At 62.8% G+C, this 15,053-nt stretch carries 16 protein-coding genes; 11 read left to right on the forward strand and 5 right to left on the reverse strand.

Annotation, left to right across the window (positions count from 1 at the left end; genetic code table 11):
- Positions 1–64: 64 nt before the first annotated feature.
- Positions 65–526, forward strand: coding sequence for a DUF6491 family protein (locus ACVOL0_RS00250; protein WP_481547361.1), 462 nt, complete (start codon positions 65–67; stop codon positions 524–526).
- 109 nt (positions 527–635) lie between these two features.
- Here the strand turns inward: ACVOL0_RS00250 and ACVOL0_RS00255 are convergent, their stop codons facing one another.
- From ACVOL0_RS00255 to ftsY, 3 genes are all read right to left on the reverse strand, one after another.
- Entirely contained in the window at positions 636–911 is a 276-nt protein-coding gene (locus ACVOL0_RS00255) for an oxidative damage protection protein (RefSeq protein ID WP_481547362.1), read from the reverse strand.
- A 17-nt stretch (positions 912–928) separates the two neighbouring features.
- The gene (mutY, locus tag ACVOL0_RS00260) at positions 929–1,984 is read right to left on the reverse strand and encodes an A/G-specific adenine glycosylase (RefSeq protein WP_481547363.1); all 1,056 of its coding nucleotides are present in this window, start codon (positions 1,982–1,984) and stop codon (positions 929–931) included.
- A gap of 160 nt (positions 1,985–2,144) precedes the next feature.
- Entirely contained in the window at positions 2,145–3,572 is a 1,428-nt protein-coding gene (ftsY, locus tag ACVOL0_RS00265; RefSeq protein WP_481547364.1) for a signal recognition particle-docking protein FtsY, read from the reverse strand.
- Here ftsY and ACVOL0_RS00270 point away from each other — a divergent pair.
- Positions 3,571–3,708, forward strand: a complete 138-nt coding sequence (locus ACVOL0_RS00270; RefSeq protein WP_481547365.1) for a hypothetical protein — start codon at positions 3,571–3,573, stop codon at positions 3,706–3,708. The genes ftsY and ACVOL0_RS00270 overlap by 2 nt on opposite strands.
- Before the next feature lie 282 nt (positions 3,709–3,990).
- On the opposite strand, the gene htpG is transcribed toward ACVOL0_RS00270, so the two are convergent.
- Positions 3,991–5,895 carry a molecular chaperone HtpG gene (gene htpG, locus ACVOL0_RS00275; RefSeq protein WP_481547366.1) on the reverse strand — a complete coding sequence of 635 codons (1,905 nt, stop codon included), beginning with the start codon at positions 5,893–5,895 and terminating at the stop codon, positions 3,991–3,993.
- A gap of 202 nt (positions 5,896–6,097) precedes the next feature.
- On the opposite strand from htpG, the gene rsmD reads away from it, so the two are divergent.
- The 5 genes from rsmD (at position 6,098) to ggt (ending at position 10,073) form a co-directional block, all read left to right on the forward strand.
- Complete coding sequence (gene rsmD / locus ACVOL0_RS00280) at positions 6,098–6,718, forward strand: 16S rRNA (guanine(966)-N(2))-methyltransferase RsmD (RefSeq protein ID WP_481547367.1); 621 nt, start codon at positions 6,098–6,100, stop codon at positions 6,716–6,718.
- Positions 6,715–7,218 (forward strand): pantetheine-phosphate adenylyltransferase, encoded by a 504-nt coding sequence (coaD, locus tag ACVOL0_RS00285; protein ID WP_481513533.1) that lies wholly within the window; start codon positions 6,715–6,717, stop codon positions 7,216–7,218. The genes rsmD and coaD overlap by 4 nt, the downstream gene beginning before the upstream one ends.
- 39 nt (positions 7,219–7,257) lie before the next feature.
- Positions 7,258–7,746, forward strand: coding sequence for a hypothetical protein (locus tag ACVOL0_RS00290; protein WP_481547368.1), 489 nt, complete (start codon positions 7,258–7,260; stop codon positions 7,744–7,746).
- A gap of 303 nt (positions 7,747–8,049) precedes the next feature.
- Positions 8,050–8,334, forward strand: coding sequence for a YfhL family 4Fe-4S dicluster ferredoxin (locus tag ACVOL0_RS00295; protein WP_481547369.1), 285 nt, complete (start codon positions 8,050–8,052; stop codon positions 8,332–8,334).
- Complete coding sequence (gene ggt, locus ACVOL0_RS00300; protein ID WP_481547370.1) at positions 8,331–10,073, forward strand: gamma-glutamyltransferase; 1,743 nt, start codon at positions 8,331–8,333, stop codon at positions 10,071–10,073. Before ACVOL0_RS00295 ends, ggt begins: the two co-directional genes overlap by 4 nt.
- Positions 10,074–10,300: 227 nt before the next feature.
- Here ggt and ACVOL0_RS00305 read toward each other — a convergent pair whose 3' ends face one another.
- Entirely contained in the window at positions 10,301–10,993 is a 693-nt protein-coding gene (locus tag ACVOL0_RS00305; RefSeq protein WP_481547371.1) for a MipA/OmpV family protein, read from the reverse strand.
- Between the two features lie 353 nt (positions 10,994–11,346).
- Here ACVOL0_RS00305 and ACVOL0_RS00310 point away from each other — a divergent pair, with 353 nt between their 5' ends.
- Genes ACVOL0_RS00310 through ACVOL0_RS00325 form a run of 4 tightly spaced genes read left to right on the forward strand, consistent with a single transcriptional unit; the run spans position 11,347 to position 15,050 of the window.
- Complete coding sequence (locus ACVOL0_RS00310) at positions 11,347–12,039, forward strand: MtnX-like HAD-IB family phosphatase (RefSeq protein ID WP_481547372.1); 693 nt, start codon at positions 11,347–11,349, stop codon at positions 12,037–12,039.
- Positions 12,040–12,092: 53 nt separating this feature from the next.
- On the forward strand, positions 12,093–13,490 hold the full coding sequence (locus ACVOL0_RS00315) for an aspartate aminotransferase family protein (protein ID WP_481547373.1): 1,398 nt from the start codon (positions 12,093–12,095) through the stop codon (positions 13,488–13,490).
- Between the two features lie 40 nt (positions 13,491–13,530).
- The gene (locus ACVOL0_RS00320; RefSeq protein WP_481547374.1) at positions 13,531–13,821 is read left to right on the forward strand and encodes a phosphopantetheine-binding protein; all 291 of its coding nucleotides are present in this window, start codon (positions 13,531–13,533) and stop codon (positions 13,819–13,821) included.
- Between the two features lie 2 nt (positions 13,822–13,823).
- Positions 13,824–15,050, forward strand: coding sequence for a beta-ketoacyl-[acyl-carrier-protein] synthase family protein (locus ACVOL0_RS00325; protein ID WP_481547375.1), 1,227 nt, complete (start codon positions 13,824–13,826; stop codon positions 15,048–15,050).
- The last annotated feature ends 3 nt before the right edge of the window (positions 15,051–15,053 follow it).

The following is a 15,053-nucleotide window of genomic DNA, read 5'->3' on the forward strand; positions in this document are numbered from 1 at the left end:
GCAGGATTATCATGCCCGGGTAAGTGCTGGAATCAGGTTGTTTCCTTCAATGAGGATTGCTGCCATGAAAAAAGTGCTTGTTGCGATGATGCTGGCCGCCGTTCTTGGCGGTTGTGCGACGACCGGGAAGCTGACCAGTGCTGAGCGTCTGGATCTGTACCGCGCGCACGCCGGTGAGCCGGTGAAGAGCTTCCGGTACTTTGGTTCGCTCAACGGCTGGACCGAGCTGGGTGACAGTGCCTTGGCGGTATGGACCAAGCCCAACGAAGCCTGGCTGTTGAATCTCAGCGGGCCGTGCATGGATCTGTCATTCGCCCCGGCGATCAGCATCACCAATATGATGGGCCAGGTGTCGGCGCGCTTTGACCGTGTGATCGTGCATGGTGGCGGGCCGATGGCACATGTGCCATGCCGGATTGACAGCATCCAGCCGCTGGACGTGAAGAGCTTGCGTGCATCCGAGAAAGAACTGCGCGAGGCCAAGATTTCCGAGCGTGCCGCAGATCAGGGCACCGAGACGGAATGAAGCAGTACCTGTAGTGCCGAGCCATGCTCGGCAGGGGCCTTCATGCACGGATCAACCGTCGCCGGTAAAGCCCCTGCCGAGCATGGCTCGGCACTACAGGGGGCCGGTTTTATTCCGCTTCCGGTGCGACGTAGCCCGCAGGTTTTTCAGCGCCACCAGAGAACAGGTACTTCACCAGCTCCTCCTCAAGGAAGGCGCGGTGCTTTGGGTCGCGCGGCGACAGCCGGTTCTCGTTGATCAGCATGGTCTGGTGCGCCAGCCACGCAGCCCAGGCTGGCTTGCCGATATTGGCGAAGATGCGTTGGCCCAGCTCGCCGGGGTAGGGCACGAAATCCAGTCCCTCGGTTTCGCGTTGTTCGTATTGGCAGAAGACGGAGCGCGGCATGGTGTAGTCCTGTCGAATCAGTGTGCCGGATGACGTTCCAGCAGCTTGCGGATGGGGGCGGGCAGGCCGAGGGCGGCCAGTTCGTCGCGCGCGACCCAACGTAGATCGGCATTGTCACCGACCTTGGATTTGAGTGCGACCTTGCGCAGGTGCAGCGGCTGCAGATGCAGGCGGTAGTGGCTGAAGGTATGCACGATCAGTGGCAGCTCGTTGGCGTTGTCGTAGTTGCCTTTGATGCTGGCAGCAAACCATTCGCGCAGCGCGCTGTCGGTATCGGCCTGCGGCAAGGTCCACAGTGAGGCCCAGATGCCGGTCGGCGGACGCTTCAGCAGCAGGATGCGGCCATCGGCGTCTTCCAGCAGCAAGGCGCTGGCTTCGCGCTCCGGCAGCACCTTGCTGGGTTTTGGTGTTGGCAGTGAATCAACCAGGCCCTGCGCATGTGCGGCACAACTAGTCTGCAGCGGGCACAGGATGCAGGCCGGCTTTGCCCGCGTGCACAGGGTTGCGCCGAAATCCATCTGCGCCTGGGTGTAGTCGGCCATGCGACCGTTCGGCACCTGCGCCACGTGTGCTTCGGCCTGCGCCCAGAGCTGTTTTTCGATAGCCGGCAAGCCGGGGAAACCAGCGATGCCGTGGTAGCGCGTCAGTACACGTTTGACGTTGCCATCAAGGATCGCAAACGGGTCGTTCCAGGCCTGGCTGAGGATGGCACCGGCGGTGCTGCGGCCGATGCCGGGCAGGGCCAGCAGGGCATCGAAATCACGCGGCAATTCGCCGTCATGCAGCTCGACGCATTGCCTGGCTGCTGCATGCAGATTGCGGGCACGGGCGTAGTAGCCCAGGCCGGCCCAGTGTGCCATCAAGGTGTCGTTGTCGGTGGCGGCCAGGTCGCGCAGCGTTGGGAACGACTGTACGAAGCGCTGGAAATAGGGCGTTGCCGTGGCGACCTGGGTCTGTTGCAGCATTATTTCCGACAGCCACACCCGGTACGGCGAACGCGGATGCTGCCAGGGCAGATCGTGGCGGCCATGCTGGTCGAACCAGGTGAGGAGTTGGCTGGGGAAGTTGGGCATAGGTAAGCGAGGGCGGTGGCTGTCGCGTCCCTTCTCCCTGCGGGAGAAGGTGCCCCGTAGGGGCGGATGAGGGTGCGGTTTCTATCGCTATTGCTGCGCGGAAGCTTCGCTCCTTCGTACCCTCACCCCAACCCCTCTCCCGGCGGGAGAGGGGCTCAGGTCAGGTGCTGCCCAAGGCCTGCGGCAGCAGCGCGTCGACGAAGGCTTCGGCGTCGAACACGCGCAGATCTTCCGGGCGCTCGCCGATGCCGGCAAAACGGATCGGAATGCCAAACTCGCGCGCCAGCGCAAACACCACGCCGCCCTTGGCGGTGCCGTCCAGCTTGGTCACGACCAGGCCGGTGACACCAGCGGCGGCATGGAACTGGCGCAGCTGCGACAGCGCGTTCTGGCCAGTGGTGCCGTCGATCACCATCAGCACTTCGTGCGGCGCGGTGTCGTCGATCTTGCCGAGCACGCGGCGGATCTTGCTCAGCTCGTTCATCAGGCCGGTCTGGGTGTGCAGGCGGCCAGCGGTATCGGCGATCAGCACGCTGGTCCCACGCGCCTTGCCGGCCTGCAGTGCGTCGAATGCAACCGAGGCTGCATCGGCGTTCTGACCCTGCGCGACCACGGCCACGCCATTGCGCTCGCCCCAGATCTGCAACTGGGCGACCGCGGCGGCACGGAAGGTGTCGCCAGCGGCCAGCATCAGGCTGTGGCCCTGATCCTTGAAGCGCTTGGCCAGCTTGCCGATGGTGGTGGTCTTGCCGACGCCGTTGACGCCGACGGTAAGGATCACGAACGGCTTGGCATTGGTGTCGATGACCAGCGGCTTGGCAACCGGCTGCAGCATCGCGATCAGGTCGGCGCGCAGCGCGGCCAGCAGTGCATTGGCATCGGCGAACTCGCGCGACTTCATGCGCTTGCGCAGGTCTTCAACCAGCGCCGTGGTCGCCGGCATGCCAACGTCGGCGGTGATCAGGGCGGTCTCGATCTCATCGAGCAGGTCGTCGTCGAGCTTGGGATTGCGCGAGAACAGGCCGCCGAAGCTGCGCGCGAAGCTGCTGTTGCGCAGGCGATCACGCCAGCCGAGCTTGCCGGCCGGTGCTGCGGGAGCGGCATCGACTGGGATCAGTGCTGCGTCTGAGTCGGGGGAGCTGGGGGCGATGACTTCGGCTACGGCCGGAGCGGGGGCCGGCGCTGCAACTGGAACAATAGGAGCCGGAGCAGCAACAACAGGAGCAGCAACGGGCTCGATGACCTGCGCAGCGATTTCAACGACTGCAGGGGAGGGCGCTTCGGCGGCAGCCGGTGCTTCGATCTGGACTGGTGCTGCAACAGGAACTGCTTCGACTACGACAACTTGTTCGACAACTGGCACGGGTGCTGCAGCGGCTTCGGTTGCAGGCTCTACCGGTGTTTGAGCAGCGATCGGGGCTTCGACCGGCACTTGCGCTGTTTCAGTCTGAATGGGCTCTGCCGGCAGCGGCGCTTGCGCCGACGGTGCCTGCGGGAAGGCGGCGGCCAGTTCCTCAACGCTCAGCGTGGACGGCTTTGCGGGCTGTTGGGCGTCGTCGGTCTTTTTGCGGCGAAAGAAGCTGAACATGAAGGAAAAAGGCCTGAAATCAGATGCCTATTCTACCACTGGCGGTCAGGTGGCCGGCATTGCGGCCTGCGCAAAGGCAGATGACGTCGACGGGCTGGTGGCGTTGATTGAAGCCCCTCTCCCGCTTGCGGGGTGACAGGGGCAGCTCGCGAACCATTGGTTCGCTGCCCATCGAACGCCCTTGCGCCAGGCCAAGGGCCGGGGCGCGGAGCGGGGTGAGGGGAGCGATTTGTAGCTTTGCTGGAAAAGCTTCTGCCGAGCATGGCTCGGCACTACAGGAATTGCCGGGAAGGCCTCTGCCGAGCATGGCTCGGCACTACAGGAATTGCCGGGAAGGCCTCTGCCGAGCATGGCTCGGCACTACAGAGCCCCCTGCCAAACCCTCCCCTTCGCTGCGCGAAAGGGAGGTGGCGGATCATCAGGCCGACAGTTCCAGCAGCAGCTTGTTCAAGCGGCGAACGTAACCGGCCGGATCCTTCAGGCTGTCGCCGGCGGCCAATGCGGCCTGGTCGAACAGCACGTGGGCCAGGTCGTTGAAGCGGTCCATATCGGCCTCCGCATCCAGCTTCTCGATCAGCGGGTGCGCCGGGTTGAACTCGAACACCGGCTTGCTGTCGGGTACCTTCTGGCCGCTGGCTTCCAGGATCTGGCGCATCTGCAGGCCCAGGTCCTGTTCACCGATGGCAAGGATGGCCGGCGAGTCGGTCAGGCGGTGCGAGACGCGCACCTCAGCGACTTCCTCGCCCAGCACGGTCTTCAGGCGCGCGGCCAGGCCTTCCTTGGTCTTGGCGACTTCTTCCTGTGCCTTCTTGTGTTCCTCGGTCTCAAGCTTGCCCAGGTCCAGGTCGCCGCGGGCGATGTCGGCGAAGGACTTGCCGTCGAATTCGTTGAGGTAGCTCATCAGCCACTCATCGATGCGGTCGGTCATTAGCAGTACTTCGATGCCCTTCTTGCGGAACACCTCAAGATGCGGGCTGTCCTTGACCTGCTGGAAGCTCTCGCCGGTCAGGTAGTAGATCTTGTCCTGGCCTTCGATCATGCGGCCGACGTAGTCGGCAAGGGCAACGCTCTGCTCGCCGCTGCCGTCGTGGGTGGAGGCGAAGCGCAGCAGGCCGGCGACCTTCTCGCGGTTGCCATAGTCCTCGGCCGGGCCTTCCTTCAGTACCTGGCCGAAGTTCTTCCAGAAGCCTGCGTATTCCTCCGACTTGTCCTTGGCCAGCTTCTCCAGCATGTCCAGCGAACGCTTGGTCAGCGCCGACTTCATCGAGTCGATCACCGGGCCGGACTGCAGGATCTCACGCGACACGTTCAGCGGCAGGTCGTTGGAATCGACCACGCCCTTGATGAAACGCAGGTACAGCGGCAGGAACTGCTCGGCCTGGTCCATGATGAAAACGCGCTGCACATAGAGCTTCAGGCCCTTGGGTGCGTCGCGGTGGTACAGGTCGTACGGTGCGCGGCCCGGTGTGTACAGCAGCGAGGTGTACTCCAGCTTGCCTTCGACCTTGTTGTGGGTCCAGGCCAGCGGGTCGGTCGGGTCGTGCGCGATGTGCTTGTAGAACTCCTTGTACTCCTCGTCCGTGATCTCGGACTTGGCGCGGGTCCACAGTGCGTTGGCGCGGTTGACGGTTTCCCATTCCGGCGTGGCCGGCTTGTCGGCGTCCTCGCCGTGGTGTTCTTTCTGCAGCTCGATCGGCAGGCCGATGTGGTCGGAGTACTTCTTGATCAGGCTGCGCAGCTGCCAGCCATCGGTATAACTGTCTTCGCCTTCCTTCAGGTGCAGCACGATGCGGGTGCCGCGCTCGGGCTTGTCGATGGTCTCGACCTCGAACTCGCCTTCGCCCCTGGAAGACCAATGCACGCCTTCGCTGGCCGGCAGGCCGGCACGGCGGCTGTAGACGTCGACCTGGTCGGCCACGATGAAGGCCGAATAGAAGCCCACGCCGAACTGGCCGATCAGGTTGGAGTCCTTCTTCTGGTCACCGGACAGGTTCTTCAGGAACTCGGCGGTGCCCGACTTGGCGATGGTGCCGAGGTGGGCGATGGCTTCATCGCGGCTCAGGCCGATGCCGTTGTCGTCGATGGTCAGGGTGCGCGCGGCCGGGTCGGCCTCGATGCGGATGCGCAGCGGCGCGCCGCCTTCGAGCAGCTCGGGCTGGGTCAGCGCTTCGAAGCGCAGCTTGTCGGCGGCGTCGGCGGCATTGGACACCAGCTCGCGCAGGAAAATTTCCTTGTTCGAGTACAGCGAGTGGATCATCAGGTGCAGCAGCTGCTTCACCTCGGTCTGGAAACCGCGGGTTTCCTTGTGATTGGGGGTGCTCATCGGTCGGGGTGCTCCGTTGCTGATGGATCGCGCAGCTGCGCGGTGGCTGCTGCTTGGGTAAGGGTGAATGGGCCAATTTCAAGGTGGGCGCAGCCGGAGCAGGTGCTGGTCTATCATCTGCAGCACTTGGATCTGTTGGATGTAGGCCGCCGATGTATTTGATTTGCCGCGTTTTGTCATTGGCTTTGCTGGTGCGGGCTGGATGAGCCCGGTCCGCGGCAAGGCGCCCGCCGCCAGTGGGCAGGTGCGCATCGTCGGTGGGCGCTGGCGCAATACCCGCTTGCAGGTTCCTGACTTGCCGGGCCTGCGGCCGACCAGCGACCGGGTGCGTGAAACCCTGTTCAACTGGCTGATGCCCAAGCTGCCTGGCGCGCGTGTCCTGGACCTGTTCGCCGGTAGCGGCGCGCTCGGGTTGGAAGCGGTGTCGCGTGGCGCGGCCTCGGCACAGCTGGTGGAGCGCGATCCACAGCTGGTGGCCGCGTTGCGCGCTGTGGTTGGGCGGCTGGGAGCCGGGGCGCAGGTCGAGGTGGTTGCCGGCGATGCCTTGCAATGGCTGGGCAGTGCGCAGCCAACACGGGCTGATCTCGTGTTTCTGGACCCCCCGTTTGCCGCCGGTTTGTGGGAACAGGTGATCGAACGTCTGCCCCGGCACCTGGCTGAAGATGCCTGGCTGTACGTGGAAGCGCCGGTAGACGCGGCGCTGCAGCTGCCGCCGGAATGGCAGTTGCGTCGCGAGGGCAGTACCCGTGAGGTGGCCTATGCCCTCTATCGCCGGGCCGCTGCTACACTTCGCGGCGACATGAACGCGACCGAACCCGCATGACCTCAGCCAATCGCCGCATCGCCGTATACCCGGGCACTTTCGACCCGATCACCAATGGTCATATCGACCTGGTGAACCGTGCCGCGCCGCTGTTCGAAAAGGTGGTGGTCGGCGTGGCGCAGAGCCCGGCCAAGGGCCCGACACTGCCGTTGGAGCTGCGGGTGGCGTTGGCGGTTGAAGCCCTGCAGCACCACGACAACGTGGAAGTGGTCGGCTTCGACACCTTGCTGGCGCATTTTGTGCGCTCGGTGCATGGCGGGGTGCTGCTGCGCGGCCTGCGCGCGGTGTCCGACTTTGAATACGAATTCCAGATGGCGAGCATGAACCGGCATCTGATTCCGGAGGTGGAGACGCTGTTCCTCACCCCCTCCGAGCAGCACAGCTTCATTTCTTCCTCGCTGGTGCGTGAAATCGCCCGGTTGGGTGGGGATGTCTCCGGTTTCGTGCCGGCCACTGTGCTTGAAGCGTTGCGCAAGGCCCGCGAAGCGCGCGGGCAGTAAGCCTTTTCAGTATCACCACTTTTCAACGGGAGAACGATCATGAAAAACACGATGCGCGTGCTGCTTGCCGCCTCGATGGTGCTGGCTGTAACCGCCTGCAAGAAAGAAGAAGCACCGGTAGTCGAGGCGCAGCAGGCGCTGGTCGCCCCGGCCAAGGATGACGACGCAGGTTGGAAGAAGTACCTGCAGGCGGTTGCCGTGCAGAACATGGGCAACATCACCGCCAGCCCGTTCCTGTACTACTTGCCGCCGGAGTCGGATCCGGAATTCGCTGCCAAGTACGACCGTCAGGCAGAGAGTGCTACCGGCGCTATCGGTCGCGGCGTCCAGCCGGGCAACATGCTGGCTTTCGGTTCGTCGGCGTCGGCCAAGATGGCTGACCTGATCGAAGCCAGCTTCAAGGACGTGCAGGCTGATTCGATGAAGGGTGTGCGCGTGGTGTTCATCGGCGATGCCGCTGACAACGCCCGTGTGCAGACCATCGTCAAGCCGACCGGCGCCGACTACGTCTTCGTCGAAGCCAAGTGACGTATTGGTGCGGGGTCGCGTAGCGGCCCCGCACTTTCCAGTGCGTCGTCCCTGCGAAGGCAGGGGGCGCTCTGGCCTTGCTCTGGCCTGAGTTACATCCGCGCAACACGGTCAACGCCCAGAGCCAGCATCGCCACAGGCGGAACGCTGTGGAAGCGGCGGCATTGCCGTCATTCCAGCGCCAGCAAAACCAGTATCCGGTAAGCTTGCTGTCGGTACTGCCCTCGGCAGGCCATGAACAGCAGGACCGATGAACCGGCAGGCGCCGGTTGCAAGCCCCGCTCCGACGGGAACACCGCAACAATGTCTTTGAAAATCAACGAGCTCTGCGTCAACTGTGACGTCTGTGAGCCGGCCTGTCCCAACCAGGCCATCGCAATGGGCGAGACGATCTATGTGATCGATCCGGCCCGTTGTACCGAATGTGTCGGTCATTTCGATGAGCCGCAATGCGTGGTGGTGTGCCCGGTCGAATGCATCGACCCGGACCCGGATATCGTCGAAACCGAAGATCAGCTGCTGGCCAAACTGGCCGGTCTGCAACGCGATCACCCTGAGCTCTACCAATCGGAGAAACCAACGGCATGAAACTCGTTGCCCGTTCCCTGCTGCTGTTCGCACTGGTGTTGTCGCCGGCCGCGTGGGCAGCCGACACCGCACCGGCCCGCGCCGCACACCCCGATGGCGCTGCGATTGCCAGTGGCCATTCGCTGGCGACCCAGGCCGGTATGGAAATCCTTGGCAAGGGCGGTAATGCGTTCGATGCCGCGGTGGCGGTGTCCTCCACCCTGGCCGTGGTCGAGCCGATCAGCTCGGGCCTGGGCGGCGGCGGCTTCTTCCTCCTGCACGACGCCAAGACCGGCAAGGACGTGATGCTGGATGCGCGCGAGACCTCGCCCGAGTCCGCCACGCCCGAGCAGTTCCTGGACAAGAACGGCAACCTGGACCGTGACCGTTCGGTCAATGGCCCATGGTCGGCCGGCATCCCCGGCCTGCCGGCGGCGCTGGTGAAGCTGGCGCGCGAGCACGGCAAGTTGCCGCTGAGCGAGTCGCTGGCACCGGCGATCCGCGTCGCCACCGATGGTTTCCCGGTGTATGCACGCATGGCCCGTGGCTATGCCAGCCGTCGTGAGGTGATGGACCGTTATCCGGGCACCCGTGAGGTCTACCTGCGCAACGGCAAGCCGATTGCCGAGGGCGACATCTTCAAGCAGCCAGAGCTGGCGCATACGCTGCAACTGCTGGCGACCAATGGCTTTGATGGCTTCTACCGCGGCGAGACCGGGCGCAAGCTGCTGGCCGGCGTGAAGCAGGCTGGCGGCCGCTGGACCGCCGAGGAGCTGGCTGGCTATACGGTCAAGACCCGTGAGCCGATCGTGTTCAACTACCGTGGCTGGAAGATCACCACCGCCTCGCCGCCGTCCTCCGGTGGCATTGCGCTGGCCTCGATGCTGCAGATCCTGGAGCCCTGGGATCTGAGCAAGATGGATCAGGCGCACAGCACCCATCTGGTAGTGGAAGCGATGCGTCGTGCCTATCGCGACCGAACCTTCTTCCTCGGCGATCCTGACTTTGTCGATATCCCGCAGAAGGTGCTGACCAGCCGTGATTATGCGCAGGGCCTGCGCGCCACCATCCATCCGGAAAAGGCCACGCCCAGCGACCTGTTGTCGGGCAACCCGACGCCGCTGGAAGATGACGAGACCACCCATTTCTCGATCATCGACAATGAAGGCAACCGCGTTGGTGGCACCCAGACGGTGAACTTGCTGTACGGCTCGGGTCTGATCCCGGCCGGCACCGGCGTGCTGCTGAACAACGAGATGGACGACTTCGCGTTGAAGCCGGGCACGCCCAACGCCTTCGGCGTGATGGGCTATGCGGCCAACGCGCCGGCCAAGGGCAAGCGCATGCTCAGCTCGATGACGCCGACCTTCATGGAGAACGACGATAAGGTCGTGGTGATTGGCACGCCAGGCGGCAGCCGCATCATCACGATGGTCCTGCTCGGCATCCTCGGCTACGACGCTGGCCTGGACGCACAGCAGGTAGCTGCCTTGCCGCGTTATCACCACCAATGGTTGCCGGATGAGATTTCGGCGGAGACCGGTGCGTTCTCGCCGGAGGTCGCCAAGCAGTTGCAGGCAATGGGCCACAAGGTTGAGCTGCCGGGTGATTCGGCCGAAGGCGGCCGCGGTTCCAGCCACGTCTGGGGCAACCTGCAGACAGTGGAGTGGGATCGCCGCAGCAATGTACTCAGCGGTGGCAGTGATCCGCGCAACCCGGTTGGTAGCGCCGAGGTTCGCAAGTCAGGCAAGGCTGACTAAGCAAAACATGAAACCCCGCTTCGGCGGGGTTTTTTTATACGTGCCGTCATTCTTGCGCTCGTTCTGGTACTTCCTGTTGCAGGAATCGCTCGGCCAGTCATGGATTCTTCGCACCGTGCGCGGACGTTCTTCGAGCGCTCGAAGTGGAGCCGGCGCTGGAAATGCTTGGTGCCGATCGCGCGGCATTGAACGGTACCGGCATGCTGGACGCAGTGTGTTGAAGGAAGTCAGAAGTGGTAGATGAAAGCGACCGACTGTTCCAGTTGGTTGCGGTTGCCGTACTGGGTGACAAGTGGGCTTTGTGCAGCGTTGCCCAACAGGTGTGCGTACTCCAGCGATGCAGCAATACCCGTGTGTTGGCTGGTAGGCAAAAAAACAGAGTAGTTGAGCGAAACCTGCTGACTGCCGCTGCCAGGGTTCCATTGTGAGGTGCCCAGTGCTGCCGCCGATGATGCCGACAGCCCGAAGAATCGCTGCATCGCCGAGCGGTTCATCGCACGCCAGTCGATGGTCAGCGAGTGTTCGATGTACCAGATCCTGGGCAGGTCATAGTCGAGATACAGGTTGAGGTAAGCGCCACTGCCAGTGAGGTCATGGCTGAGTTTTGCGCCCAGCGCGGTGTGCTGTGAGAACTGGTATTCGGTGTATACGCCGCCATGCACGCGCGGTGAAAGACTGGGTATCTTGCCTGACAGCGCGGCCCCCATATCCGAATGGCTGCGGCCCCAGAGGTAGTCGCCGTAGATTCCAAGCTCCCAGGGGCCCTGGTGCGGCAGGTGCAGGGTGAGGCCATCGGTACTGGACAACTCACCGATGCCCGGCTTTTCGATATCAAAAAAAGGCAGCGGTTGCCATTGGTCACTGTTGGAACCCAGCCAGTTTGGCGTGCGCTGCGCGGCAATGCCGATTGCGGCTGTCATGGCCGTGCTTTGAGTGTCGCTCTGGCCTGCGTGTGCCTGGTTGAACGGAAGGCAAAGAACACTGCTGGCGAGCAGCAGGCCGACTGGCGAGGTGTGTGGGTGGGGCTTGCCCATGATGGTGAACGCTCGGAAATGGAATCGGCGTTGACCATGCTAATCGTCCAAAGGTTCCTTCCTGATGAGGCCGATGTCGGAGCTTTGTCGGGGCGCGCCTAACCCTTGGATGAACGCGACAGCACGGCCGGAGTGCAGAAAGGCGGCTGAAAGAAAGCGCGCCTAGAGTCGCTCCTGTCCGGAAATGCCGGGCGCAACGGCGACGGGTCATGACCCCTGCAAGGCCAGCGGAGCATCGGATGCAGTGGAAAATTCTGTGTGACTTCGATGGGACGGTGAGCGTCGAAGATGTCATCGACTCTTTGCTGTGCGAGTACGGCCGCCCCGGCTGGCAGGCGCTGGAGGACGATTGGCGGGCAGGTCTTATCGGCTCGCGGCAGTGCATGCAAGGGCAGGTCGAGTTGTTGGAGCTGGATCGCAAATGCCTGGACAGGCACCTGGACCAGGTGCGCATCGATCACGGCTTCCCCGCGTTTGCACGACACACACGTGAAAACGGGGTGCCGCTGCGCATCGTCAGCGATGGGCTGGACTACGCGATCGACCGCATCCTGCTGCGACATGATCTGCAATGGTTGCCGGTGGCCGCCAATCATCTTGTTGCCGTGGGCGACAAGCAATGGACGCTGGAATCACCGCTGCAGGCAGATGGGTGTCGCAGCGGAACCTGCAAATGCAGGTTTGCCAGCTCAGCTGCCAGGGACGCTGGTGAGCGCGTGTTGCTGATCGGCGATGGTGCATCCGATTTCTGCGTTGCCAACCGTGTCGACTTTGTATTCGCCAAGAATCGCCTGGTGGAGCACTGCCGTGCAGCGGGCATTCCCTATGTCGCCATCAGTTGCTTTGAAGAGGCGCAGGCATTGCTGCCGGAGTTGCTGGCCGGTCGCCTTGACCATCTGCTGCAGCCCTGCGCTGTGCCGGCCTTGGTCTGAAATTCCGCACAGGCCTTCGTGTACTCGCTGAACCCTAACCTTCAGGTATGCCAATGAATATATTCGACAAGAACATTGCCCCGGAAATGTCCGACGCCATGCTGCTGCAGGATGAAGCGCGCTACAGCTCATTCGGCGACACGGTTCACTATGTGGATCCACCGAAGGTATTTCATCGCTGTGAAGGCAGCTATATGTTCGATGCGCAGGGCACCCCTTATCTGGATCTGCAGATGTGGTATTCGGCCTGCAATTTCGGCTACTCCAACAAGCGTCTGAATGATGCGCTGAAGGATCAGATCGATCAGCTGCCGCAGGTCGCCAGCCAGTACCTGCACCCGACTCGCGTGCAACTGGCAAAGACCATCGCGTTGGGGGTCAAGGATCGGTTCGGCCTGGATGGACGGGTTCACTTCAATGTGGGTGGCGCGCAGGCGATCGAGGATTCGCTGAAGATCGTGCGCAATGCGCGTGGCGGAAAGAGCCTGATGTTCGCTTTCGAAGGTGGCTACCATGGCCGTACCCTGGGCGCTTCATCGATCACTTCCAGTTATCGTTATCGTCGCCGCTATGGGCATTTTGGCGAGCGCGCGATGTTCATCCCGTTCCCGTATCCGTTCCGCCGGCCCAGGCATCTTACGCCGGAGGAATACGCGGAGCAGTGTGTGTACCAGTTCGAGCGGCTGTTCGAGAGCGAGTACAACGGTGTCTGGGACCCAAAGGTTGGGCAGGCAGAGTACGCCGCTTTCTACGTCGAGCCTATCCAGGGTACCGGCGGCTATGTGATTCCGCCGCGCAACTTCTTCACTGGCCTGAAGCGGGTATTGGACAAGTACGGCATCTTGATGGTTGTCGATGAGATCCAGATGGGTTTCTGGCGCACCGGGAAGCTGTGGTCGATCGAGCATTTTGGCGTCGAACCCGATGTGTTGGTGTTCGGTAAGGCCTTGACCAATGGCTTGAACCCATTGTCTGGGTTGTGGGCGCGCGAGGAGTTGATCAATCCCACGATTTTCCCGCCGGGGTCCACCCACTCCACCTTCAACTCCAATCCACTGGGTACGCGGCTGGGCCTTGAAGTGCTCAAGCTCGGCAAGGAAATGGACTACGAGCGCACCGTTCCGGAGAAGGGAGCCTACTTCCTTGATGGATTGCGCGGTCTGCAGAAGAAGCATCCTGAGATCGGTGATGTCGACGGACTGGGCTTGGCCCTGCGTGCAGAAATCTGCACCGCTGATGGCTTCACGCCGAACCGCGAGCTGCTGGATCGAATGGTGGACATCGGCTTGGCCGGTGATCTGCTGCACGACGGAAAGCGGATGGGCTTGGTGCTGGATGTTGGCGGTTGGTACAAAAACGTCATTACCTTTGCGCCCTCGCTGGACATCAGCTACGCGGAGATCGACACGGCCATGGCCTTGCTTGACCAGCTCATCCAGAAGGCGAAGTAGTTCCCTCATTGACGGTGTTCGCAACCCAGGAGAATCCGACATGAATTCCAGCTACGACCGCGACAGCGTGCGTGACGCGATCAATCAACTCGTCATCGCCCATATGCCGGCTGATTTCGACGCAAACTTGCTTACCCCGCAGGCAACGTTGACCGACGTAGGGGTGGCTTCACTGGATGCGGTTGAGCTCATCTTCGATATCGAGGAGAAGTTCAATATCACCTTCCCGGATGCGCGTGCAGACAGCCTGGGCAGTGACACGTTGCAGGACCTGGTGGACCTGGTGATGCAGGCGCTGCAGGCACAAGGCCCTGCAGTAGTCGGTGCCTGACGGTGGGCACGGCGCAGCAACGCGTGGTGATTACCGGCATGGGGGCAGTCAGCGCTTTCGGCCTGGGAGTGGATGCGTTGTGGGCTGGGCTGAGTGAAGGGCGTTCGGCAATCGCAGCGCTGCGCCATATGCGCGCGGCGGAACTGAAGGTGACTGTGGCAGCGCAGGTGCCAGAGAGCTACCAGCCCGAAGCGCACTTCAGCCGCGAGTTGCTGCCGCAACTGGACCGCGTGTCGCAATTGGCGATGCTCGCGGCAGATGAAGCCGTGCGCAGTTCTGGTATCGATTTCTCCGTGGCAGGGACCGCAGAGCGCAGTGGCTGCATCATCGGTAGCGGTGTTGGTGGCGAGGCCACCCAGGATGAGCAGTACCGGCGCTTGTATGCGGAAAACGCGCAGCGTCTGCACCCGCTCACCATTGTCCGGGCAATGGCCAACGCAGCTGCGAGCCAGATCAGCATGCGTCACGGTCTGCACGGCCCGGGCTTTGTGGTGGCCAGCGCTTGCGCGTCGAGCAATCATGCCATCGGCCAAGCGCTGCAGCTGATCCGTGCTGGAGTGATGGAGGTGGGCGTGGTCGGCGGCAGCGAGGCGTGCCTGGGCTTCGGTACGCTGCGCGCATGGGAGGCGATGCGGGTGCTGGCTGACGATACCTGCCGTCCATTCAGTGCCAATCGACGTGGCTTGGTGCTGGCTGAGGGTGCGGGCGTATTCGTGATGGAGTCATTGGCGCATGCGCAGGCGCGCGGTGCCACGATACTGGCCGAGCTTGCGGGCGTTGGCATGAGCTCGGATGCCGGCGACATCGTGGCGCCGGACATGAAAGGCGCCACAATGGCAATGCAGCGGGCGCTGCAGGATGCACGGCTGCGCCCTGACCAGGTTGACTACATCAACGCACATGGCACCGCGACGCAGGCAAATGATCTGAACGAAACACAGGCGATAAAGCAGGTGTTTGGTGGTGCAGCAGGGGCGCCCTTGGTGTCGGCGACCAAATCCATGCACGGCCATGCGCTGGGTGCATCCGGGGCATTGGAGTTGGTGGCGGTACTGTGCGCGATGCGCGACGGTCTTGTTCCGCCCACGGCAAATCTTGATCAGCCGGATCCTCAATGTGATCTTGACTATGTAGCCAATGCCGCGCGTTCTGTGCCGGTAACTGCCGCGCTGAGCAATTCGTTCGCTTTCGGCGGTTTGAATGCCGTGCTCGCGCTGCGTCGGATCTAGACC

The organism is Stenotrophomonas sp. STEN021 (assembly GCF_056760175.1).

Excerpts from the sequence above, each read along its gene's own strand:
- ACVOL0_RS00305 (WP_481547371.1), bottom strand. The coding sequence starts at position 10,993 with ATGACAGCCGCAATCGGCATTGCCGCGCAGCGCACGCCAAACTGGCTG.
- ACVOL0_RS00295 (WP_481547369.1), top strand. The coding sequence starts at position 8,050 with ATGTCTTTGAAAATCAACGAGCTCTGCGTCAACTGTGACGTCTGTGAG.
- ACVOL0_RS00270 (WP_481547365.1), top strand. The coding sequence starts at position 3,571 with ATGAAGGAAAAAGGCCTGAAATCAGATGCCTATTCTACCACTGGCGGT.
- mutY (WP_481547363.1), bottom strand. The coding sequence starts at position 1,984 with ATGCCCAACTTCCCCAGCCAACTCCTCACCTGGTTCGACCAGCATGGC.
- ACVOL0_RS00250 (WP_481547361.1), top strand. The coding sequence starts at position 65 with ATGAAAAAAGTGCTTGTTGCGATGATGCTGGCCGCCGTTCTTGGCGGT.
- coaD (WP_481513533.1), top strand. The coding sequence starts at position 6,715 with ATGACCTCAGCCAATCGCCGCATCGCCGTATACCCGGGCACTTTCGAC.
- ACVOL0_RS00315 (WP_481547373.1), top strand. The coding sequence starts at position 12,093 with ATGAATATATTCGACAAGAACATTGCCCCGGAAATGTCCGACGCCATG.
- ACVOL0_RS00290 (WP_481547368.1), top strand. The coding sequence starts at position 7,258 with ATGAAAAACACGATGCGCGTGCTGCTTGCCGCCTCGATGGTGCTGGCT.
- ftsY (WP_481547364.1), bottom strand. The coding sequence starts at position 3,572 with ATGTTCAGCTTCTTTCGCCGCAAAAAGACCGACGACGCCCAACAGCCC.
- rsmD (WP_481547367.1), top strand. The coding sequence starts at position 6,098 with ATGAGCCCGGTCCGCGGCAAGGCGCCCGCCGCCAGTGGGCAGGTGCGC.
- ACVOL0_RS00310 (WP_481547372.1), top strand. The coding sequence starts at position 11,347 with ATGCAGTGGAAAATTCTGTGTGACTTCGATGGGACGGTGAGCGTCGAA.
- ACVOL0_RS00255 (WP_481547362.1), bottom strand. The coding sequence starts at position 911 with ATGCCGCGCTCCGTCTTCTGCCAATACGAACAACGCGAAACCGAGGGA.
- ggt (WP_481547370.1), top strand. The coding sequence starts at position 8,331 with ATGAAACTCGTTGCCCGTTCCCTGCTGCTGTTCGCACTGGTGTTGTCG.
- htpG (WP_481547366.1), bottom strand. The coding sequence starts at position 5,895 with ATGAGCACCCCCAATCACAAGGAAACCCGCGGTTTCCAGACCGAGGTG.
- ACVOL0_RS00320 (WP_481547374.1), top strand. The coding sequence starts at position 13,531 with ATGAATTCCAGCTACGACCGCGACAGCGTGCGTGACGCGATCAATCAA.